This is a genomic window from Saccharopolyspora rosea (assembly GCF_025643595.1).
Taxonomy (GTDB): Bacteria; Actinomycetota; Actinomycetes; order Mycobacteriales; family Pseudonocardiaceae; genus Saccharopolyspora; species Saccharopolyspora rosea.
Genome location: NZ_CP102826.1, coordinates 1158055 through 1179093 on the forward strand (window position 1 = coordinate 1158055; position 21039 = coordinate 1179093).

At 71.0% G+C, this 21039-nt stretch carries 18 protein-coding genes and 1 riboswitch; of the genes, 16 read left to right on the top strand and 2 right to left on the bottom strand.

Features of this window, described 5'->3' with window-relative positions; genetic code table 11:
• The first annotated feature begins 29 nt into the window (after nucleotides 1–29).
• The 8 genes from NV263_RS05655 (at nucleotide 30) to NV263_RS05690 (ending at nucleotide 7859) form a co-directional block, all read left to right on the top strand.
• A complete protein-coding gene (locus NV263_RS05655; protein ID WP_263251490.1) occupies nucleotides 30–1238 on the top strand; it encodes a cytochrome P450 in 1209 nt (402 codons plus the stop codon).
• 28 nt (nucleotides 1239–1266) lie between these two features.
• Complete coding sequence (locus NV263_RS05660; protein WP_263251491.1) at nucleotides 1267–1488, top strand: ferredoxin; 222 nt, start codon at nucleotides 1267–1269, stop codon at nucleotides 1486–1488.
• Nucleotides 1489–1828: 340 nt separating this feature from the next.
• Nucleotides 1829–2467 carry a nicotinate-nucleotide adenylyltransferase gene (gene nadD / locus NV263_RS05665; RefSeq protein ID WP_263251492.1) on the top strand — a complete coding sequence of 213 codons (639 nt, stop codon included), beginning with the start codon at nucleotides 1829–1831 and terminating at the stop codon, nucleotides 2465–2467.
• Between the two features lie 212 nt (nucleotides 2468–2679).
• Nucleotides 2680–3072: a ribosome silencing factor gene (rsfS, locus tag NV263_RS05670; RefSeq protein WP_263251493.1), complete on the top strand. Its 393-nt coding sequence runs from the start codon at nucleotides 2680–2682 to the stop codon at nucleotides 3070–3072.
• On the top strand, nucleotides 3069–3683 hold the full coding sequence (locus NV263_RS05675) for a histidine phosphatase family protein (protein ID WP_263251494.1): 615 nt from the start codon (nucleotides 3069–3071) through the stop codon (nucleotides 3681–3683). The genes rsfS and NV263_RS05675 overlap by 4 nt, the downstream gene beginning before the upstream one ends.
• A 32-nt stretch (nucleotides 3684–3715) precedes the next feature.
• Nucleotides 3716–4576 carry a DegV family protein gene (locus tag NV263_RS05680; RefSeq protein WP_263251495.1) on the top strand — a complete coding sequence of 287 codons (861 nt, stop codon included), beginning with the start codon at nucleotides 3716–3718 and terminating at the stop codon, nucleotides 4574–4576.
• Between the two features lie 395 nt (nucleotides 4577–4971).
• Nucleotides 4972–5508 carry a ComEA family DNA-binding protein gene (locus NV263_RS05685; RefSeq protein ID WP_263251496.1) on the top strand — a complete coding sequence of 179 codons (537 nt, stop codon included), beginning with the start codon at nucleotides 4972–4974 and terminating at the stop codon, nucleotides 5506–5508.
• Nucleotides 5505–7859 (top strand): ComEC/Rec2 family competence protein, encoded by a 2355-nt coding sequence (locus tag NV263_RS05690; RefSeq protein ID WP_263251497.1) that lies wholly within the window; start codon nucleotides 5505–5507, stop codon nucleotides 7857–7859. Before NV263_RS05685 ends, NV263_RS05690 begins: the two co-directional genes overlap by 4 nt.
• Nucleotides 7860–8009: 150 nt before the next feature.
• Here the strand turns inward: NV263_RS05690 and thrC are convergent, their stop codons facing one another.
• Nucleotides 8010–9278 carry a threonine synthase gene (thrC, locus tag NV263_RS05695; protein ID WP_263251498.1) on the bottom strand — a complete coding sequence of 423 codons (1269 nt, stop codon included), beginning with the start codon at nucleotides 9276–9278 and terminating at the stop codon, nucleotides 8010–8012.
• Between the two features lie 12 nt (nucleotides 9279–9290).
• Nucleotides 9291–9420, bottom strand: a riboswitch (SAM riboswitch).
• Nucleotides 9421–9516: 96 nt separating this feature from the next.
• On the opposite strand from thrC, the gene holA reads away from it, so the two are divergent.
• On the top strand, nucleotides 9517–10506 hold the full coding sequence (gene holA / locus NV263_RS05700) for a DNA polymerase III subunit delta (RefSeq protein ID WP_263251499.1): 990 nt from the start codon (nucleotides 9517–9519) through the stop codon (nucleotides 10504–10506).
• Nucleotides 10507–10557: 51 nt separating this feature from the next.
• On the opposite strand, the gene rpsT is transcribed toward holA, so the two are convergent.
• A complete protein-coding gene (gene rpsT / locus NV263_RS05705; RefSeq protein WP_263251500.1) occupies nucleotides 10558–10818 on the bottom strand; it encodes a 30S ribosomal protein S20 in 261 nt (86 codons plus the stop codon).
• Nucleotides 10819–11058: 240 nt separating this feature from the next.
• Between rpsT and NV263_RS05710 the strand changes: the two genes are divergently transcribed.
• The 7 genes from NV263_RS05710 (at nucleotide 11059) to NV263_RS05740 (ending at nucleotide 21035) form a co-directional block, all read left to right on the top strand.
• Entirely contained in the window at nucleotides 11059–12000 is a 942-nt protein-coding gene (locus NV263_RS05710) for an acyl-CoA desaturase (RefSeq protein ID WP_380759040.1), read from the top strand.
• Nucleotides 12001–12228: 228 nt separating this feature from the next.
• Nucleotides 12229–13092, top strand: coding sequence for a DMT family transporter (locus NV263_RS05715; protein WP_263251501.1), 864 nt, complete (start codon nucleotides 12229–12231; stop codon nucleotides 13090–13092).
• Between the two features lie 22 nt (nucleotides 13093–13114).
• Nucleotides 13115–13495: a VOC family protein gene (locus NV263_RS05720; protein ID WP_263251502.1), complete on the top strand. Its 381-nt coding sequence runs from the start codon at nucleotides 13115–13117 to the stop codon at nucleotides 13493–13495.
• Nucleotides 13496–13716: 221 nt separating this feature from the next.
• Nucleotides 13717–15567, top strand: a complete 1851-nt coding sequence (gene lepA / locus NV263_RS05725) for a translation elongation factor 4 (RefSeq protein WP_263251503.1) — start codon at nucleotides 13717–13719, stop codon at nucleotides 15565–15567.
• A gap of 385 nt (nucleotides 15568–15952) precedes the next feature.
• Nucleotides 15953–18307, top strand: a complete 2355-nt coding sequence (locus NV263_RS05730) for an arylsulfatase (protein ID WP_263251504.1) — start codon at nucleotides 15953–15955, stop codon at nucleotides 18305–18307.
• 17 nt (nucleotides 18308–18324) lie between these two features.
• Nucleotides 18325–19233 (top strand): LysR family transcriptional regulator, encoded by a 909-nt coding sequence (locus NV263_RS05735; RefSeq protein ID WP_263251505.1) that lies wholly within the window; start codon nucleotides 18325–18327, stop codon nucleotides 19231–19233.
• Between the two features lie 449 nt (nucleotides 19234–19682).
• Entirely contained in the window at nucleotides 19683–21035 is a 1353-nt protein-coding gene (locus NV263_RS05740) for an MFS transporter (protein ID WP_263251506.1), read from the top strand.
• Nucleotides 21036–21039: the final 4 nt, after the last annotated feature.

The window sequence follows — 21039 nt, forward strand, 5'->3', positions numbered from 1 at the left end:
CTCGCTTACATCGTCCCAGGGAGCCGCGCATGACCACCACAGAGCCGAGGACGTACCCGTTCAGCGAAGCCGACCGGCTCAACCTCGACCCCTTCTACGCCGAACTCCGCAGACGGGAACCGCTGTCCCGGGTCCGGTTGCCGTACGGGGAGGACGCCTGGCTCGCCACCCGCTACGAGGACGCCAAGATCGTCCTCGCCGACCACCGGTTCAGCAGGGCCGAGGCGGTCGAGCGGGACGAGCCCCGGGTGCGTCCGCGACGCAGCGTCGCCAACGGCATCCTGTCGATGGATCCGCCGGAGCACACCCGCCTGCGCAAGCTCGTCGCCAAGGCGTTCACCAACCGGCGCGTGGAGAAGGTCCGCCCGCGGGCCCAGGAGATCGCCGACGGCCTCGTCGACGGGATGCTGGAGCGCGGCGCGCCGGCGGACCTCGTCGAGGACTTCGCGCTGCCGCTGCCGATCGCGGTCATCTGCGAGCTGCTCGGCGTGCCGTTCGAGGACCGCGCCCAGTTCCGGATCTGGTCGGACGCGTTCCTGTCCACGACCAAGCTCGGCCCCGAGCAGGTCGAGGACTACATCGGCCGGATGGACGACTACATGGCCGGGCTGATCGCCAAGCGCCGCGAGCGGCCGGAGGACGACCTGCTCAGCGCGCTCATCGAGGCCCGTGACGAGCACGACAGGCTCTCCGAGGACGAGCTGGTGCGGTTGGCGTCGGGAATCCTGGTGGCCGGTCACGAGACCACGGCGACGCAGATCCCCAACTTCGTCTACGTGCTGCTGACCCATCCCGACCAGCTCGCCGCGCTGCGCGCCGACCTGGACGGCGTGCCCCGCGCGGTGGAGGAATTGCTGCGCTTCGTCCCACTCGGAGTCGCCTCGGCGAGCCCCCGGTACGCCAAGGAGGACGTCGAGCTGAGCGGCGTCACGGTCCGCGCGGGCGAACCGGTGCTGGTCAACACCGCCTCGGCCAACCGGGACGAGGCGGTGTTCGACGATCCGGAACGCCTCGATCTGCTGCGCCAGGAGGCCAACCACATCGGATTCGGTCACGGCCCGCACCACTGCCTCGGTGCCCAGCTGGCCCGCATGGAACTGCAGGTCGCGCTGCGCACGCTGCTGTCGCGGCTGCCCGGACTGCGGTTTGCCGACTCGGCGGAGGACGTCGTGTGGAAGTCGGGAATGCTGGTGCGAGGGCCCCTGCGGATGCCTGTTTCGTGGGAGGGTGGACGGTGATCTCGCTCATGTTCGAAAGAGGTGACCAATGAGCTGGTTGATCGAACTCGACGCCAACACGTGCATCGGCTCGGGCATGTGCGTCGGGACCGCTCCGGACCACTTCGGGCTGGAGGACGGCTACTCGTGCGTCAAGCAGGCGAAGGTGGAGCCCGCCGACGCGGTGATCGACGCAGCCGAGTCCTGCCCGGTCGAGGCGATCACCGTCAAGGACGCGGAGACCGGTGCGGTGATCGCCCCGGAGGAGTGACCGGGAACACGCCCGGCGTGGCGTCACGGTCCCCGCACGGGCCGGGTCTCACGGGTGCGCGCCTGCAACACGGCAGCGCCCGCGACCGCCGAGCGGGGACCCCCAGCCGCTCGCGTCGCGCAGGGCCGCGGGGCCCGGCTCAGGGGGGAGCTGGTGTCGGGTCCCGCGGTCGGTCATCCCCTGTCTTCGGACTCGTGGTGCGGCGCGGTGCCGGTTGCTTCGCGTACTCGCCGGGGGATAAGCGGCTCGCACCGCTTGTCACGGCCCTCCTGAGGTGCCCCTCACTCCCGAGCCGACCCGGACATGCCCCGGCCGACGCGCCTTCCTAGGCTTGGCAGCTATGTCTCGTCGGCGCCGGATCGGTGTCATGGGTGGCACCTTCGATCCCATTCATCACGGGCACCTGGTGGCGGCCAGTGAGGTGCAGGCCCAGTTCGGCCTGGAGCAGGTGGTCTTCGTCCCGACCGGTCAGCCGTGGCAGAAGAGCCACGAGGTCGTCAGCCCGGCCGAGGACCGCTACCTGATGACCGTGATCGCCACCGCGTCCAACCCGCGGTTCCTGGTCAGCCGGGTGGACATCGACCGCGGCGGTCCCACCTACACCGTCGACACCCTTTCCGACCTGCGCGAGCAGTATCCGGACACGGATCTGTACTTCATCACCGGCGCCGACGCGCTGGAGCAGATCGTGTCCTGGCACCGGGTCGTCGAGCTGTTCGACATGGCGCACTTCATCGGCGTCACGCGGCCCGGCTACTCGCTCGACGGCGCGCACCTGCCCAAGGGCGCGGTGTCGCTGGTGGAGATCCCGGCCATGGCGATCTCGTCGACGGGCTGCCGCGACCGGGTCCGCGCGGGACTGCCCGTGTGGTACCTGGTGCCGGACGGGATCGTGCAGTACATCACCAAGCGCGGGCTGTACCGGGAGGGCTCCGACTCGCCTGCGGTGGAGTGGGGACCGAGATCGTCCGATGCGTAGTCGGTGCATCTCGGCCCCGGTCGATCACTCCGGGAGTCCGCGCGGCGCGGCGTCCCGGCACCTCGGGCCGCTCGTAGGCACGGGCTCGGTGCCCGTGCGCTCAATTCGGAGCGGGTCCCGGCCGCGGGTTGACGGCCTGGTAGCCGCGTCGGGTCGGCTGGCTATCCTCTACCGGCGTGGGTCGCAGACCGGGCCCACCCGAGAGGAGTGACGTGGCAGCCACCGAGAACGCCCGCAAGCTGGCGCTGGTGGCGGCGCAGGCCGCCGCCGACAAGAAGGCGACCGACGTGGTCCTGCTGGATGTCTCCGAGCAGCTGGTCATCACCGACTGCTTCATGATCGCCTCGGCGGACAACGAACGGCAGGTCGAGGCGATCGTCGACGCCGTCGAGGAGAAGATGCGCGCGGCGGGGTGCAAGCCGGTCCGCCGGGAGGGCGCCCGGGAGGGCCGGTGGGTCCTGCTCGACTTCGTCGATGTCGTCGTGCACGTCCAGCACTCCGAGGAGCGGTCCTTCTACCAGCTCGAACGGCTGTGGAAGGACTGCCCGCGGATCGAGTTCACCGACGCCGACCGGCCGGCCGAGCAGCAGGACGCCGAGGAGTGAGCCTCGACGAGCTCGTGCTCTGGCGGCACGGCGAGACCGACTACAACGTCGCCGGGCGCATCCAGGGACACCTCGACAGCGAGCTGACCGAGACGGGTCGGCAGCAGGCGCGGCTGGCGGCTCCGGCGATCGCCGAGTTCGCCCCGGGCGTCGCGATCAGCTCCGACCTCCGGCGGGCGCGGGTGACCGCCGAGGCGTTCACCGAGGTCAGCGGCACCGCGGTCAAGCTGGACAAGCGGTTGCGGGAGACCTACCTCGGCGAGTGGCAGGGACTCAGCGGCGCCGAGGTCGAGCACGGCTGGCCCGGCCAGATGGCCACCTGGCGGTCCGATCCGACGTGGGCACCGCCGGGTGGGGAGTCCCGCGTGGAGGTCGCCGAGCGCGCTGCCGAGGTGGTCGAGGAGCTCGACCACCAGCACAGCGGGACGGCGCTGCTGTGCACGCACGGCGGGCTGATCACCGCCCTGGCCGCGAAGCTGCTCGGGCTGCCGCTGGACCTGTGGCCGGGCCTGGGCGGGATCGCCAACTGCCACTGGGCCGCGCTGCGGCGGCGCAGCGACGACCACCGCCGCTGGCGGCTGCTCGCCTACAACGCCGGTGTTCCGGAGTGATCGCGTGGCGGACCGCGTCGTAGGGTTGCGGCGTGTCCATTGCGGTCGTCACTGATTCGACGGCGTACCTGCCGGAAGGCTACGCGCGGCGCTTCTCGGTCCGAACCGTTCCGCTGCACGTCAGCGTCGATGGGGCGGCTCCGGTGGACGAATCCCGCTTCGGGCCGGACGACCTGGCCCGCGCGTTCGACCGCAGGCACCGGGTGACCACGGCCGGTGCTTCCCCCCGTGAACTGGCGGAGGCGTACCGCGAGGCGCTCGACGGGGGTGCGGACGGCGTCGTGGCGGTGCACCTGTCCCGGCGCCTGTCGGGCACGTGGGACGCGGCGCGGTGCGCGGCCCGCGAGGTCGACCCCGAGCGGGTGCGGGTCGTCGACTCCCGGTCGGCGGCGATGGGCCTGGGGTTCTCCGTGCTGGCGGCCGCGGCCGCGGCGGAGTCCGGAGCCGCGCTTTCCGAGGTGGAGCGCGTGGCGGAGACGACGGCCGAGCGCACCACCACCCTGTTCTCCGTGCAGACGTTGGAACACCTGCGCCGCGGTGGCCGGATCGGCACTGCGGCGGCGGTGCTCGGCACCGCACTGGCGATCAAGCCGCTGCTGCACGTCCACGACGGCCGGATCGAGGCGTTGGAGAAGGTGCGCACGACGACTCGGGCGATGGCCCGGTTGTCGGAGGTGTCCGCAGCGGCGGCGGGTGCGGGGCCGGCCGCCGTCGCGGTGCACCACCTGGCCGCCCCGGACCGCGCGGAGCAGCTCGCCGAGCAGTTCCGCCGACGTCTGGGGGAGGCCGTCGACTGCGTCGTCTCGGAGGTCGGCGCGGTGATCGGGGCGCACATCGGGCCGGGTGCGGTCGGGGTCGTGGTGTTGCCCGGTGGCTGGCATCCGAGCGCGTGAGTCCCTTTCGGACGGTGGATTCCACACGATGGAGCTGAATCCGCCCAACTGAGTTGTCCACAGCGGACCCAGTTGTCCACAGATGTCGAAGTTGGGTCTGTGCACGGGTTTTCGGCTCGCCTAGCTTCGGGTGCATGTTCGACGTTCGAAGTTTCCGCCGTGGTTCCGAGGAATTCGACGACTCCGAAGCTCCCCCGCGGGCTCGGCTGCGAGCCCTGCGGAAGGAAGCGGCCTACGATGATCCCGAAGAGCGGGCAGGGCCCGGGTATTCGGTGACCGAGCCGGAGTCCGCGTCGCGTTCGCCGCTGGCGCGGTTGGCTTCGCGCTGGCTTCCCGAGTGCGTCCTCCGGTCCAGAGTGGACCCAGGACGAGCTGGACTGCTCGCACTGGGATTGGTGGCGCTGGTCGTCGTGGGCTGCGTCGTGACCGCGACCTGGCTCCAGCGCCCGGTGGCCGAACCCGCGCCGCCGCTGCCGCTCTCGCCGCCACCGCCTCCTGCGGCGAGCGCTCCCGCGCAGTTGGTCGTCAGCGTCGTGGGCAAGGTGGAGCGTCCCGGATTGGTCACCGTGCCCGCGGGATCCCGCGTCGCCGACGCGCTCGACGCCGCAGGCGGTCCGCTGCCGGACACCGACGTCACCGCGCTCAACCTCGCCCGCCGGCTCGTCGACGGGGAACAGCTCTACGTCGCCGTCCCCGCACCGGCGCAGGCCGCCGGGCAGTCGGGCGGCGGCGCGGGGGACGGGAAGGTCGATCTGAACACCGCGACGGAGGAGCAATTCGATGCACTGCCCGGAATCGGCGAGGTCACCGCCCGCCGGATCGTCCAGTGGCGCACCGAGCACGGCCGGTTCGACTCGGTCGACCAGCTGCGGGAGGTGGGTGGGATCGGTGAGTCGCGCTTCGCCCGCCTGCGGGAGTTGGTGCGGGTATGAGCGCGATCCCGGGGCTCGACCTCCGCCTGGTTCCGGCGGCGCTCACCGTCTGGGCGGTGACGCTCATCGGCGTGACCGAGGGGTGGAAACCGGCCGCGGCGCTCGCGGTCACCGGCCTCGGCACGGCCGCGACGTTGTGGTGGGCGTTCCGGTCGCGCAGCTGGACCCGGGGAGCGCTCGGGGTGCTGCTGCTCGCCGTCGCCGCAGCCACCGCGATCGCCGTGCGCGAGTACGCGGTCGAGCACCACCCGCTGCGGGCCGCGGCCGACCGCGGAACGCGGGTGACGGTGCGGGTCACCTTGAGCGGAACACCGAGGCCGATGCGAGGCGCGGGTTTCGGAGCCCGTCGCGCGCAGGACAGAGCGGTCGTGCACGCGGAGCTGCGGAGCGCGGAAGTCGCGGGCCGGCACGTCGAAGCGGGCGGCCCGGTGGTGCTGCTGGTGCCGACCGAGCAGTGGCGAGGGCTGGTCGGCGGCCAGCAGGTGCTCGCGACCGGCAAGCTCGCCCCACCGCGCGGCGGCGATCTCACCGTCGCGTCGGTGCGGGTGTTCCGGCCGCCGAGCGGCATCACCGCTCCTCCGACGTGGCAGCGGGTCGCCGAGGACCTGCGCCAGGGGTTGCGGCGGACCAGCGCCGCCGTGTTGCCGCCGGATGCGGCGGGACTGCTGCCGGGGCTCGTCGTCGGTGACACCGGGGCGCTGTCCCCCGAGGTCGAGCGGGACTTCGAGACCGCCGGGCTCACCCACCTGACGGCGGTGTCGGGGGCGAACCTCGCGATCGTGTGCGGGGCGGTGCTCCTGCTGCTGCACCTCGTCGGGGCGGGGCCGCTGGTGTCCGCGCTCGGCGCGGGCACGGCACTGGTCGGGTTCGTGGTCCTGACCGGACCGGAACCCAGCGTGCTGCGGGCCGCGGTCATGGGCGCGGTGGCGTTGCTGGCGCTCGTGGTGGGCAGGCGGCGGTCGGTGCTGCCGGTCCTCGCGGCCTCCGCGATCGGCCTGCTGCTGGTGCTCCCCGAACTGGCGGTCAACGCGGGGTTCGCGCTGTCGGTCGCCGCGACCGCCGGACTCGTGCTCCTGGCGCCCTCGTGGTCGTCGGCACTGCACGCCAGAGGAGTACCGCGCGGACTGGCCGAAGCACTCGCGGTTCCGCTGGCCGCGCACGTCGTCACCGCGCCCCTGCTCGCAGGGCTGACGGGGGAGGTCAGCCTGGTGGCCGTGGTGGCGAATCTGCTCGCCGACCCGGTCGTCGCACCCGCCACCGTATTCGGGGTGCTCGCCACCGCAGCCACGCCGGTGTGGTCCTCGGCGGCGGACGTGTTCGGGTGGCTGGCCGGACCGGAACTGGAGTGGATCCTGCTGGTCGCCGACCGCGCGGCGGCGGTGCCCGGGGCCGTGGTCGACTGGCCGTCCGGGACGGTCGGTGGGCTGTTGCTGGCCGGGCTCGTCGCGTTCGCGCTGTTCTGCTCGCGCAGCAGCAGGCTCAGGCGGGGAGCGGCCTTCCTGGTCGTGCTCGCGGTGCTCGTGCTGGTACCGGTGCGCGGCTTCCTCCCGGGCTGGCCGACTCCGGGGTGGAGCATGGTCGCCTGCGACGTCGGCCAGGGTGACGGGCACGTGTTGTCCACCGGCCGGGAGGGCGAAGCGGTCGTGGTCGACACCGGGCCCGACCCGAGCAGGTCGGCGGAATGCCTGCGACGACTGGGAATTCGCCGCGTCCCCCTGGTGGTGCTGACGCACCTTCACGCCGACCACGTCGGGGGTCTCGGAGCGCTGCTCGCCGATCTGCCGGTCGGTGCGGTCGCGGTCGGGCCGCTGCACGAGCCGTCGTGGGCGATGAGCGACGTCCGCCGCGACGCCCGGGCGCACCGGGTCCCGGTCGTGCCGTTGGCGGCGGGGCAGCGAGCGGCCTGGCCAGGGCTGGTCCTCGACGTGCTCGGGCCGGTGGGGCCGCTGGCGCGGACCACGTCGGCGGATGACGCGAACGACGCTTCCGTGGTGCTGATGGCGACCACAGCGGCGGGGCGGATCCTGCTGACCGGCGACGTCGAGCTGGCCGGCCAGGCGCAACTGCTGTCGTCCGGGGCGGACCTGCGCGCCGACGTCCTCAAGGTCCCGCACCACGGATCCCGCTACACGACGCCGAAATTCCTCCGGGCGGTGCGGCCGCGGCTCGCCGTGATCAGCGTCGGCAACGGCAACAGCTACGGCCACCCGAGTCCGCTCGTGACCGGCGCGTTGGCCCGCACCGGCACCAGGACGCTGCGCACCGACGAGGACGGGGACATCGCGATCCTGCCCGGCCCGCAGGGCCCGCGGTTCGCCGTCCGCGGCGAACCGATCCGCGCGGGTCCGTGACGGGCGGGCCGAGCGGGGCTACATGATGTCTGGGCTCCCGGAGTCGATGTGACTGCGGCGTGTCAGCGCCTCGTTGGGGGCGGGCGACGGGCGGGCCGCTGAGGTTCCGCTCCCGGCACCGCCGCGCACAACGAGGTCAAAGACAGGCTCTCAGAGCCCGAGCGCTTCGTCGACCGCCTCGGTGGTCGGCGCGACGGTGGCCTTCGGGCCGATGCGGTCCTGGACGGCGTCCAGGGTCTTCAGCCCGTCACCGGTGATCAGCAGGACGGTCTCGGCGTCCGGGTCGATCTTGCCGGCCTCGATGAGCTTCTTGGCCGTGGCCACGGTGACACCACCGGCGGTCTCGGCGAAGATGCCCTCGGTGCGGGCCAGCAGCCGGATGCCCTCGACGACCTCCTCGTCGGTGACGTCCTCGATCGCGCCGTTGGTCTTGCGGACCACGTCCAGCACGTACGGGCCGTCGGCGGGGGCGCCGATCGCCAGCGAGCGGGCGATGGTGTCCGGCCGGACGGGCTGCACCGTGTCGTGGCCGCTCTTGTAGGCGGTCGACACCGGGGAACAGCCGGTGGCCTGGGCGCCGAAGATCCGCACCGGGCTGGGGTCCACCAAGCCGACCTCACCGAGTTCGTTGAAGCCCTTGTAGACCTTGGTCAACTGCGAACCGGAGGCGATGGGAACGACGATCTGCTCCGGCAGCCGCCAGCCGAGCTGCTCGGCGACCTCGAACGCCAGCGTCTTGGAGCCCTCGGAGTAGTAGGGGCGGACGTTGACGTTGACGAACGCCCAGTCCTCGTGCTCGCCGGCCAGCTCGGTGGCGAGCCGGTTCACGTCGTCGTAGTTGCCGTCCACGGCCAGCAGCGACCCGTCGTAGACCGCGCTCATCAGGATCTTGGCGCGTTCGAGGGTCTTGGGGACCAGCACCACCGAGTTCCAGCCTGCTCGGGCGGCGGCAGCGGCCACGGCGTTGGCCAGGTTGCCGGTGGACGGGCAGGCCAGCACCTTGAACCCGAACTCGCGCGCGGCGGCCAGCGCCACCGCGACCACGCGGTCCTTGAACGAGTGCGTCGGGTTGCCGGTGTCGTCCTTGATCCAGATCCGCTTCACGCCCAGCGCTTTCGCCAACTTGTCGGCGCGGACCAGCCTGGTACAGCCGGGCTCGGTGTTGGGGTGCTCCTCGACGTTGGAGGGGACGGGCAGCAACTTCTTGTACCGCCAGATCGAACGCGGCCCGGCCTCGATGTCCTCGCGGCGCACCCGGCCGAAGTCGTAGGCGACTTCGAGGGGGGAGAAGTCTTCGAGAGAAACGAATTCCGGTGCCAGCGGCTGGCGGTGGCCCTCTTCCTTGGACACCAGTTCGACGGCGGGTCCCAGGTCCAGGGCCTTGTTGGCGGCAGTCCGGGCGTGGGCAGCAGCGGTCATCGCGAGGTCCTTTCCTCATCTGTCCCGCGGACGGGTCGGAATTGGCACCTTTTTCGCCTGCGGCCTCGCGACGGAGCACGATTCGCGGGCGACGGTTGCCGGGGCTTCATCGGGCCGGTCCCTCTACCCCTCTGGATGAGCTATTCGGTTGTGGCGGCCACGCTAGTGGACCGTGCCGCGATCTGGCCAGCACGATCCAGATGCCGGGATCGTCAGCGCCCCGTGGGACCATGCGGTCATGAGTTCACCGGCCGTCGTCCCCGATCCGTTGCACCTCGTGCTCGGCGATGAGGAACTGCTGGTCGAGCGGGCGGTGCGCGCGGCGGTGAGCGCGGCCCGCGCGGCGGATCCGGCGGCGGAACTGCGCCGGATCAAGGTGACCGAACTCACCCCGCCGGAACTCGACGAACTGCTCAGCCCCTCGCTGTTCGCGGAGGGCCGGGTGGTCGCCCTCGACGGAGCGCAGGACGCGGGCAAGGAGATCGCCGAGGCGTTGCTGTCGCACGCGCGGCAACCCGCGGACGGTGTCGTCCTGGTCGTCGTGCACAGCGGCGGTGGCCGGGCCAAGCACGCCAAGGAACTGCCGAACGCGCTGCGCAAGCTCGGAGCCCAGGTCACCGAGTGCAAGAAGATCACCAAACCGGCCGACCGCGAGGCGTTCGTGCGCGACGAGGTGCGCCGGGCGGGCGGCAAGATCGACGCCGCCGGGGTGTCCGCGCTCATCGAGACGGTCGGCTCGGACCTGCGGGAGCTGTCCTCCTCGGCCACCCAACTCGTCGCGGACGCCGGTGGGCGGGTGGACGAGAACGCGGTCCGGCGCTACCACCGCGGCCGTGCCGAGGTCACCGGCTTCGCGGTCGCCGAGAAGGCGGTGACCGGAGACCGCGCCGGGGCGCTGGAAGCGCTGCGGTGGGCGCTGCAGCTCGGTGTTCCGCACGTGCTCATCGCCGACGCCCTCGCCGACGCGGTGCGCACCATCGGCCGGGTCGCCTCGGTGGGCCGCAGCGACCCGTTCCGGCTGGCAGGCGAGCTGGGCATGCCGCCGTGGAAGGTCAAGAAGGCGCTCGCGCAGTCGCGCGGCTGGAACAGCTCCGCGCTGAGCGAGGCGTTGCAGGTGGTGGCCGAGGTCAACGCCGACGTCAAGGGCGTGGCCGCGGACGCCGAGTACGCGCTCGAACGCGCGGTGCGGCGCTTGCTCGAACTGCGGAACAGCCGTTCCGAGAGATGACGAAAAAGGCCCTTCCCGCCGGGAAGGGCCTTTCGCGAATCGCGGAGGCGATCAGAGCTTGTCGGCGGCCTTGGCCAACGCCGACTTCTTGTTCGCCGCCTGGTTCTTGTGGATGACACCCTTGCTGACGGCCTTGTCCAGCGCGCGGGCGGCGGCCCGCTGCAGCTCGACGGCCTTGTCCTTGTCACCGGCAGCAGCGGCCTCGCGGAACTTGCGGATGGCCGTCTTGACCGAGGACTTCACGGACTTGTTGCGCAGCCGGTTCTTCTCGTTGGTGCGGATCCGCTTCATCTGGGACTTGATGTTGGCCACTGCGGTGCCTCTCTCTCGTCTGGTGTCGATCGCGCCGCGCTTGTCTGGCACTGCCCGGGGCAGCTTTCCTCCACGGCGGAACGCCGCACGGCACGACTGGTCATGCTAACAACGCCCACCTGCGGCTTCGCGGCCACCCGCCCTCGTGGAACGCCCAATTGATCTTGCGAGGCCCGGGCGCCTGCCGGACTCTAGGAATTCGGGCTCACAGGTGGAGTACGCATTCGGGGAAGTGGTCCCATGACCGGCATTTCCGTTGGCGGTGGCGCAGAACCGATCACCTTCGGCCAGCGCCCGCGCGGGGCGACCGCGCTGGTGGGCACGTTCGTCATCGTCCCGATGGTCGCCTTGGCCATCGCCGTCCCCGTCGCGTGGGGATGGGGGTTGAGTTGGATCGACGTGGCCCTCGCGGTGTTCTTCTACTGCCTGAGCGGCCTCGGCGTGACGATCGGTTTCCACCGTTACTTCACGCACGGCGCGTTCAAGGCGAAGCGAGCGCTCCGGGTGGCGCTCGCGGTCGCCGGGAGCATGGCCGTCCAGGGGCCGGTGATCCGCTGGGTCGCGGACCACCGGCGGCACCACGCCTATGCCGACCGGGAGGGCGATCCGCATTCGCCGTGGCTGTTCGGCACGAGTCCGATCGCCCTCGCACGCGGGTTCTGGCACGCGCACATGGGGTGGCTGTTCGAGCGGGATCTGACCAACGCCAAGCGCTTCGCCCCCGACCTGCGCGGTGACCGGGGCATCCGCGTCGTCGACCGGCTGTTCCCGGTGTGGACCGCGACCACGCTGCTCATGCCGGCGCTCCTCGGAGGGCTGCTCACCTGGTCCTGGACCGGGGTGCTCACCGGGTTCTTCTGGGCCGGGCTGGTGCGGGTGGCGGTGCTGCACCACGTCACGTGGTCGGTGAACTCGATCTGCCACATGATCGGCGAGCGGCCGTTCAGGAGCCGCGACCGGTCGGCGAACTTCTGGCCGCTGGCGCTGCTGTCGTTCGGCGAGTCGTGGCACAACTCGCACCACGCCGATCCCACGTGCGCGCGCCACGGGGTGCGCCGGGGTCAGATCGACATCTCCGCCCGGCTGATCTGGTTGCTGGAGAAGCTCGGCTGGGTCTACAAGGTGCGCTGGCCGACGCCGCGGCGGTTGGCGAAGCTGGCCGTCCGGTCGGCCGAGGAGTGATGCGCGGCACGGACGGATGAGCGTCCGGCACCCCGCTGATTAGGATCTCCGAGGGGTTGTGCCTAGGGTTCCGCTTCCGCTTCGCCGTCGCAGACCACACAACCAGAAGCGCGGAGGTCAGGTCCGAGCGGCACCGACGGGCGTGGCAGGAAGCGCCCGCACATCTGACGGGACAAAAGCCTGGAGGAACCCGGAGGCCGCGCGCCCGCGCGGCCCCGAGAGGGTTCGATGGGTTTCGCCGCCGTCCTGTTGGTCATCGCCGCCGCCTTCTGCCACGCGGCGTGGAACTTCTTCGCCAAGCGGGCGGGCTCCGCCGGAGCGGGCTTCGTCTGGTTGACCGCCACCTGTTCAGCCGTCCTCTACCTGCCGGTGATGGCGGGCTCCCTGCTGTGGGCCGGTGCCCCGGCGCTGTCCGACTGGCTGGTCGGCGTCGCGGTGAGCGCGGTGGTGCACCTCGCCTACTTCCTGCTGTTGCAGCGCGGTTACGGGGCCGCCGACATGTCCGTCGTCTACCCGCTGGCGCGCGGGACCGGCCCGATGCTGTCGATGCTGTTCGCCGTCCTCGTGCTCGGCGAGCGGCCCGGGGCCGTGGGCCTGCTGGGCGGAGCGCTGGTCGTCCTGGGCGTGTTCGTGATCGGGTTCTCCGATGGCGTGCCGCGTTCCCGGGCGAGTCTGGCCGGGGTCGGGTTCGGCCTGGTCACCGGCGCGTTGATCGCGACCTACACGGTCTGGGACGCGCACGCCGTGACCGGGCTCGCGCTCTCGCCGCTGCTGTTCGACTGGACGAGCAACTTCGCCCGTTCGGTGTTCCTCGCCCCCTACGCCCTGCCCCGGCGCGGGCAGATCGCCTCGATCTGGACCGAGCACCGCAAGGAGGTCCTGGCCGTGGCCCTGCTGTCGCCGCTGGCCTACATCCTGGTGCTGTTCGCGATGCAGCTGGCGCCGGTGAGCCTGGTCGCCCCGGCCCGCGAGCTGAGCATCGTGCTGGCGGGCCTGCTGGCCTGGCGCGTCCTCGGTGAGGCCCAACCGGGCAGGCGCATGACCGGTGCCGTGGTGGTACTCGCCGGTGTTGTTCTCCTCGGCGTGGCGTGAGCCGGGCCGGTACAAACAGGGCATGGAGGTCCTGAACAGCCGGATGATCCTGCGGCCCCGGGACCCGGACGGCGCGGTCGAGTTCTACCGGGACGTGCTCGGACTGGCGATCTTCCGGGAGTTCCCCGGTGGCATCGTGTTCTTCCTCGGGCAGGGGTTCCTGGAGGTGTCCGGGCGGGGTGAGCAGGGGCCGAGTCCCGACCAGGTGCTGTGGTTGCAGGTGCGGGACGTCCGGGCCGAGTTCCAGCGGCTCCGCGAGCTCGGCGTCACCGAGCTGGCCGAGCCCGCCCGCCAGCCGTGGGGTCTCGACGAGGCGTGGATCGCCGATCCGGACGGCATGCGGATCGTGCTGGTGGAGATCCCGGACGGTCATCCGCTCCGCGCCGACGTCCGGCAACCGTGAGCCGCTGAGCGCGGTGCACCCGGATCCGGAGCAGCACCGGCGCCCCGGCGATGATCTCCGTTCGCGTCGCTCGGCGAACACGCCGCGCCCGCTCATCGCCCCAGTTCAGCAGCGGCGGGTGCGGGCCCGCACCGGGGGCGACCCGGAGTTGGGCGCCGGGCGCTCCCCGTGTCGTGGGAACATGGGGTGACCCCTGCACCGACATCCGCGAGGACCACGGAGTGACCAGCTTCGCCGACACCACGTTCACGGATCCCGAACGCATCCGGAACTTCTGCATCATCGCGCACATCGACCACGGCAAGTCGACGCTGGCCGACCGGATGTTGCAGCTCACCGGGGTTCTGGAGGAACGCGCGTACCGGGCGCAGTACCTCGACCGGATGGACATCGAGCGTGAGCGCGGCATCACGATCAAGGCGCAGAACGTGCGGCTGCCGTGGACCGTCGACGGGGTCGACCACGTGCTGCACATGATCGACACCCCCGGCCACGTCGACTTCACCTACGAGGTGAGCCGGTCGCTGGCCGCGTGCGAGGGCGCGATCCTGCTGGTCGACGCGGCCCAGGGCATCGAGGCGCAGACGCTGGCGAACCTCTACCTCGCCATGGAGCACGACCTGCAGATCATCCCGGTGCTCAACAAGATCGACCTGCCCGCGGCCGAGCCGGACAAGTACGCCGCCGAGCTGGCCCACATCATCGGGTGCGACCCGGAGGACGTGCTGCGGGTCTCGGCGAAGACCGGCGAGGGCGTCGACGCCGTGCTGGACGAGGTGGTGCGGCAGGTCCCGCCGCCGGAGGGCGTGGCCGACGCGCCGCCCCGCGCGATGATCTTCGACTCGGTTTACGACACCTACCGCGGCGTGGTCACCTACATCCGGGTGGTGGACGGCAAGATCACGCCGCGCCAGCGGATCCGGATGATGTCCACCGGCGCCACGCACGAGCTGCTGGAAGTCGGCATCATCTCGCCGGAGCCGAAGCCGTCCAAGGGGCTCGGCGTCGGCGAGGTCGGCTACCTGATCACCGGTGTGAAGGACGTCCGCCAGTCCAAGGTCGGCGACACCGTCACCTCCGAGCGCAAGGGCGCCGAGGAGCCGCTGAGCGGTTACCGGGAACCGAAGCCGATGGTCTACTCCGGGCTCTACCCGGTGGACGGCTCGGACTACCCGCTGCTGCGGGAGGCCCTGGACAAGCTGCAGCTCAACGACGCGGCGCTGACCTACGAGCCGGAGACGTCGGGCGCGCTGGGCTTCGGGTTCCGCTGCGGCTTCCTCGGCCTGCTGCACCTGGAGATCACCCGGGCCCGGCTGGAGCGCGAGTTCGACCTGAACCTGATCTCCACCGCGCCCAACGTCGTCTACCACGTGGAGCTGGAGGACGGCACCGAGCTGGAGGTCACCAACCCGTCGGACTGGCCCGAGGGCAAGATCCGGGAGGTCCGCGAACCGGTCGCCAAGTGCACCGTGATCGCCCCGTCGGAGTTCGTGGGCACGATCATGGAACTGTGCCAGGGGCGCCGCGGGCAGCTGTCCGGCATGGACTACCTCTCGGAGAGCCGCGTGGAGCTGCGGTACACGCTGCCGCTCGCCGAGATCGTGTTCGACTTCTTCGACCAGCTCAAATCGCGCACCCGCGGCTACGCGTCGATGGACTACGAGGAAGCGGGCGACCAGTCGTCCAACCTGGTCAAGGTCGACATCCTGCTGCAGGGCGAGGCGGTGGACGCGTTCAGCGCGATCGTGCACCGCGACTCGGCCTACGCCTACGGCACGAAGATGGCCACCAAGCTGCGCGAGCTGATCCCGCGCCAGCAGTTCGAGGTGCCGATCCAGGCCGCCATCGGGTCGCGGGTGATCGCCCGCGAGACGATCCGCGCCATCCGCAAGGACGTGCTGGCCAAGTGCTACGGCGGTGACATCAGCCGGAAGCGCAAGCTGCTGGAGAAGCAGAAGGAAGGCAAGAAGCGGATGAAGACCATCGGCCGCGTCGAGGTCCCGCAGGAAGCCTTCGTCGCCGCGCTGTCCACCGACGACGCGGGCAAGGACGAGAAGAAGGGCAAGAAGTGACCCGCGGTAGTCCGCGCCCTCCGGTTCGCGGCTGACCGCCTTCGAACGCAGGTCGGGAGGAGTGCGGGCTGGTCGGCAAATCCAGCGACTCGGAGGCGTTCGACACCACGTGGCCGTTCCTGCGGAGCTGGCACATCCCATAGGCGGCTTCTATGGGCCGCATCGACAACCGGTCTGCGCCGCCATGGCACGCGGTTGACCAGGCAGCGTTCGGCGGTGGGGTGAACCGCGTCTCCTGCCCGGCATGCGGACGTCCTTGTGCCGGGCCGGGTGACGACTAGCATCCGGGGCGGAATGTCATTGCGCGGCTTCGCCTTTCGGTCTTCGCCGCGCTGAATCCCTTGGTGCACCGCGGAACGCGGTGGCGTGGCGCTGGAGGTCGTGCATGAGCGTGTCCCGTGAACGGTTGCCGATCCCCGGTCCGGAGCGGCCTTCGGCGAACGCGTTGGACGTCCGCGACCAGCGCCCGCCGTTCCAACCGCAGCAGCCGCTCACGCCACCGGAGGGCGCGCCGAACGTGGTCGTGGTGCTCGTCGACGACATGGGTTTCGGCGCACCGAGCGCGTTCGGCGGTCCGTGCCGCATGCCGACCGCGGAACGGCTGGCCGACGGCGGCCTGCGCTACAGCCGCTTCCACGTCACGGCGATCTGCTCGCCGACCCGGCAGGCGCTGCTGACCGGGCGCAACCACCACTCGGTGGGCATGGGCGTCACCACGGAGATGGCCAGCGCCGCGCCCGGCTACTGCGGCATCCGGCCGTTGAGCGCCGCCACGATGGGCCAGATCCTGCAGGGGAACGGGTACAGCACCGCTGCGTTCGGCAAGTGGCACCAGACCCCGGCGCGCGATGTCAGCGCGGCCGGGCCGTTCGACCGGTGGCCGACCGGTGAGGGCTTCGACAGATTCTACGGCTTCCTGTGCGCCGAGATGAACCACTGGTACCCGGTGCTGTTCGACGGCACGAAGCCGGTCGAACCGTCCCGCAAGCCCGAGGACGGCTACCACCTGTCCGAGGACCTGGTGGACCAGGCCATCGACTGGGTCCGCGACCAGCACTCGCTCAAGCCGGACAACCCGTTCTTCGTGTACCTGCCCTTCGGCGCCACGCACGCGCCGTACCACGTGCCCAAGGAGTACCGCGAGAAGTACCGGGGCAGGTTCGACCACGGTTGGGACGAGCAGCGCGAGATCACCCTGCGGCGGCAGAAGGAACTCGGCGTCGTGCCGCAGGACGCCGAGCTGGCGCCGTGGGCCGAGGGAGTGCCGCACTGGGACGAGCTGTCCGACGCCGAGAAGCGGGCCGCCGCGTCCCTGATGGAGCTCTACGCCGGCTTCGCCGAGCACACCGACGACCAGGTCGGCCGGTTCGTCGACGCGCTGGAGGAGATCGGCGAGCTGGACAACACGCTGTTCGTCTACATCCTCGGCGACAACGGTGCCTCCGCCGAGGGCGGTCTGGGCGGCACGCTCAACGAACACCGCTTCGCCAGCGGCATCCCGGACAGCGCCGAGTTCATCAACGCCCACGACGACGCGTTGGGCGACGCCACCACCCACGCGCACTACCCGGTCGGCTGGGCGCTGGCGATGAACACGCCGTACCAGTGGACCAAGCAGGTCGCCTCGCACTTCGGCGGGACCCGGGACGGGATGATCGTGCACTGGCCGCGGGGCATCGCCGAGAACGGCGGGATCCGGCACCAGTTCCACCACGTCATCGACGTGCTGCCGACGGTGCTGGAGGCGGCGGGCATCCCGCACCCGACCGAGGTGAACGGCATCGCCCAGCAGCCCATCGAGGGCACCAGCATGCTCTACAGCTTCAACGACGCCGACGCGCCCGACCGCCACCGCGTGCAGTACTTCGAGATGGTCGGCAACCGCGGCATCTACCAGGACGGCTGGATGGCGGTGACCCGGCACGGCACGCCGTGGGTGATGGTGCAGGACGGCGAGGAACGCTCCTTCGACGACGACGTCTGGGAGCTCTACGACACCACCTCGGACTGGACGCAGGCGCGCGACATCGCCGCCGAACACCCGGAGAAACTGCGCGAACTCCAACAGCTCTTCCTGATCGAGGCGGTCAAGCACAACGTGCTGCCGCTGGACGACCGGATGACCGAGCGGGAGAACCCGAAGGAGGCCGGTCGGCTGGACCTGATGGGCGACCGGACTTCGGTGACCTTCCACGCGGGGGCCAAGCGGCTGACCGAGGAGACCGCGCCGAACGTCAAGAACCGCTCGCACGCCCTGACCGCGGAGGTCGACGTTCCCGACGGAGGGGCCGAGGGCGTGCTCGTGGCGCAGGGCGGGAGGTTCGGCGGTTGGTCGTTCTACTTCCACCGGGGCCGGCTCAGCTACGCCTACAACCACTTCGGACTGACGGTCCGCACCGTGCGGTCGCCGGAGCCGCTGCCCGCCGGACGCCACGAGGTCCGCATGGCGTTCGCCTACGACGGCGGTGGGGTCGGCAAAGGCGGTTCGGTGACGTTGTCGGTGGACGGCGAGCAGGTGGCCGAGGGCCGGGTGGACGCGACGATCCCGTACTACTTCGCGTTCGACGAGACCTTCGACGTGGGGGTGGACCGGGCTTCGCCGGTGACCGACGACTACCCGGTGGTCGACAACCGGTTCACCGGGCGGTTGCACTGGTTGCGCGTGGACCTCGCCGACGACCTGTACAGCGACGTCGACAGCGAGCAGGAGCGGGCCCGGTTCGTGGCCGCGCACGAGTAGGCGGACGATTCGGGGCCATGGACCGCCGCGAGTTGGAGTACTTCCTGGCCATCGCCGAGCACGGGAGTTTCACGGCCGCGGCGCAGGCCCTGCACGTGGCCCAGCCGTCGCTGTCGCACGCCATCCGCAGCCTGGAGAACCGGCTCGGCGGCAAGGTGTTCCACCGGTTGCCGCACGGCGTGGCGCTGACCCCGGCGGGCGAGGCGTTGCTGGAGCCGGCGCGTCAGGTGATGCGCGACTTCAGCACCGCCACCGCCTCGGTGCGGCAGGTGCTGGGCCTGTCGGCCGGACGCCTGGACGTGGTGGCGCAGACGACGCTGGCCGTGGATCCGCTGGCGGAGCTGGTCGGGGCGTTCCTGCGCGAGCACCCGAAGGTCGCGGTCACGATCTCGGACCCGGAACTGGGCACGGATGTGACCGGTGCGGTGCGGACCGGCGAGTGCGAACTCGGCATGGTCGACGCGGCCGAGCGGGCGGTCGACGACCTGGAGAGCCTGGTGCTGCGCGGTCGCGAGATCTTCGCCGTGCTGCCGCCGGATTCCGCTGTCGCGGCCGGACGTTCGGGGCTGGGCGCGGGGGAGTTGGCCGCGTTGGACTGGGTGACGACACCGCGCGGCACCGCGACGCGCGCGGTCATCGAGGACACGGTGGGCGCGAAGGGCGCGAGTCCGGCGGTCGCGGTGGAGACCGCGCACCAGGCCATGATCGTCCCGCTGGTGCTGTCCGGGGCGGGTGCGACGTTGCTGCCCCGCACGATGGCCCAGGACGCGGCGGCCCGGGGAGCCGCGGTGCTGCCGCTGCGGCCCCGGGTCGTCCGCCGCGGAGTCCTGTTCTGGCGCCCCGGGCCGCTTTCCCCGGCGGCAGCGGAGTTCGTCCGCATGGCGCGCGTGCTGGCCGAACCGGGACGTGCGCGCAAGCGCCGCTGAGTGCCTGTCTTTGAACTTGGTTCCGGCGGGTCGTGGTAAGCGGCGTGAGCCGCTTTCTCTTTCGGTGAGTGCGCAAGCAACCTGCACCGCCGCCGAGGTTCCGCTCCCGGCACCGCCACCCAAAACGAGTTCGAAGACAGGCTCTGAGTTCGCTTGAACAGCTCGCATAGAGCTGCTCTATGGAATGCATCGAAAACCGGTCTCGGGAACAGTTCGCGAAACCGGTTCCGCACCGCATCCGGCGCCGCTACGGTGATTCACCACAGCCGTACAGAGTCCCTACGACGCGACATCGTCGCAGGTCAGAGGCCGCGAGTCTGGCCGCTCCGCGGTAATGAAGCGGTGCCGAACGGTGGAAATCGCGATTGTCGGCGACGCATTCGCCGCGGATTCCGCTCGCCCTGGTGCTCCCGCCGGGGGTGGGCGCCGCGAAACGGGAGGAATCGACAATGGAGCTCGACGTCGTCGAGAACGCTCCGATGCGTTCGTTCCACCGGAAGCTGCTCGTCGCGTGCTGCGGCGGACCGCTGCTGGACGGATACCTGCTCAGCATCGTGGGGGTCGCGCTGCCCGGGATTTCCGCGGAGATGCGCCTGGGCACGACAGCCTCGGCGCTGATCGGGGTGGTGGCGCTGGTCGGGATGTTCCTCGGCGGTCTGCTCATCGGACCGCTGACGGACCGGGTCGGACGCCGTGCGATGTACACAGTGGACCTCGCCGTGCTGCTGGTCGCGTCGGTCCTCTGCGTGTTCGTCGCGGACGCCTGGCAACTCGTCCTGCTGCGGTTCGTCATCGGCTTCGCGGTCGGCGCCGACTACCCGATCGCCACCGCGTTGCTGGCCGAGTGGTTCCCGCGCAAGCAGCGGGCGCGCGCGATGGGCGGGGTGATCATCGCCTGGTACCTCGGCGCCATGCTGTCCTACGCGGTCGGTTGGGGGCTCACCGAGGTGGCGGGACCGGCCGGTTGGCGGTGGATTCTGGGCAGTGCCGCGGTCATCAGCGCTCTGGTCCTCGTGATGCGCCACGGAACTCCCGAATCCCCGCGGTGGCTGGTCGACCGGGGCCGGCCCGACAGCGCGGCCGCGTTGATCCGGGAGGTCCTCGGGGTGGCGGTCGACGGCGACGAGCTGGTGGCCGCGCGCGAGGCCGAGGTCCGCCGCGGCGGTCTGCGGGAACTGTTCCGAGGGGTGTACCTGCGCCGGGCGGTGTTCGTGTCCGTCTTCTACGCCTGCCAAGTGATCCCGATGTGGGCGATGTACCTGTTCGGACCGACCATGCTCGCGGCGTTCGGGCTGGACTCGCAGAATCTGAGCAACCTCGGATCCGCGCTGATCAGCGCCCTTTTCCTGCTCGGATGTCTGCCTGCGATGAAGTTGCTGGACACTGCGGGGCGGCGCCGGACGATCATCGGCTCGTTCGCCCTCATGGCGGTTCCCCTGGCGGTGCTCGGGGTGTGGCCGGGGGCGCCCGCGGCGGCCGTGATCGCGTGCTTCTGCCTCTACGCCTTCTTCGCGGGCGGCCCGGGCATCCTCGAATGGCTGTATCCGAACGAGTTGTTCCCGACGTCCATCCGCGCCTCGGCGGTGGGGCTCGCCGTGGCGCTGAGCCGGGTCGGTGCCGCGGTCGGCACGTACCTGGTGCCGGTCTCGCTGGAGCAGCTCGGCACCTCGGTCACGATGTTCCTCGGCACCGGCATCACCCTGGTCGGGCTGTTGGCGTGCGTGCTGTGGGCGGAGGAGACGCTGGGCCGGTCGCTGACCGAAGCCGCCTCCGCCCGGCGGGCCTCCCGAACGGGGGTGTGACCGG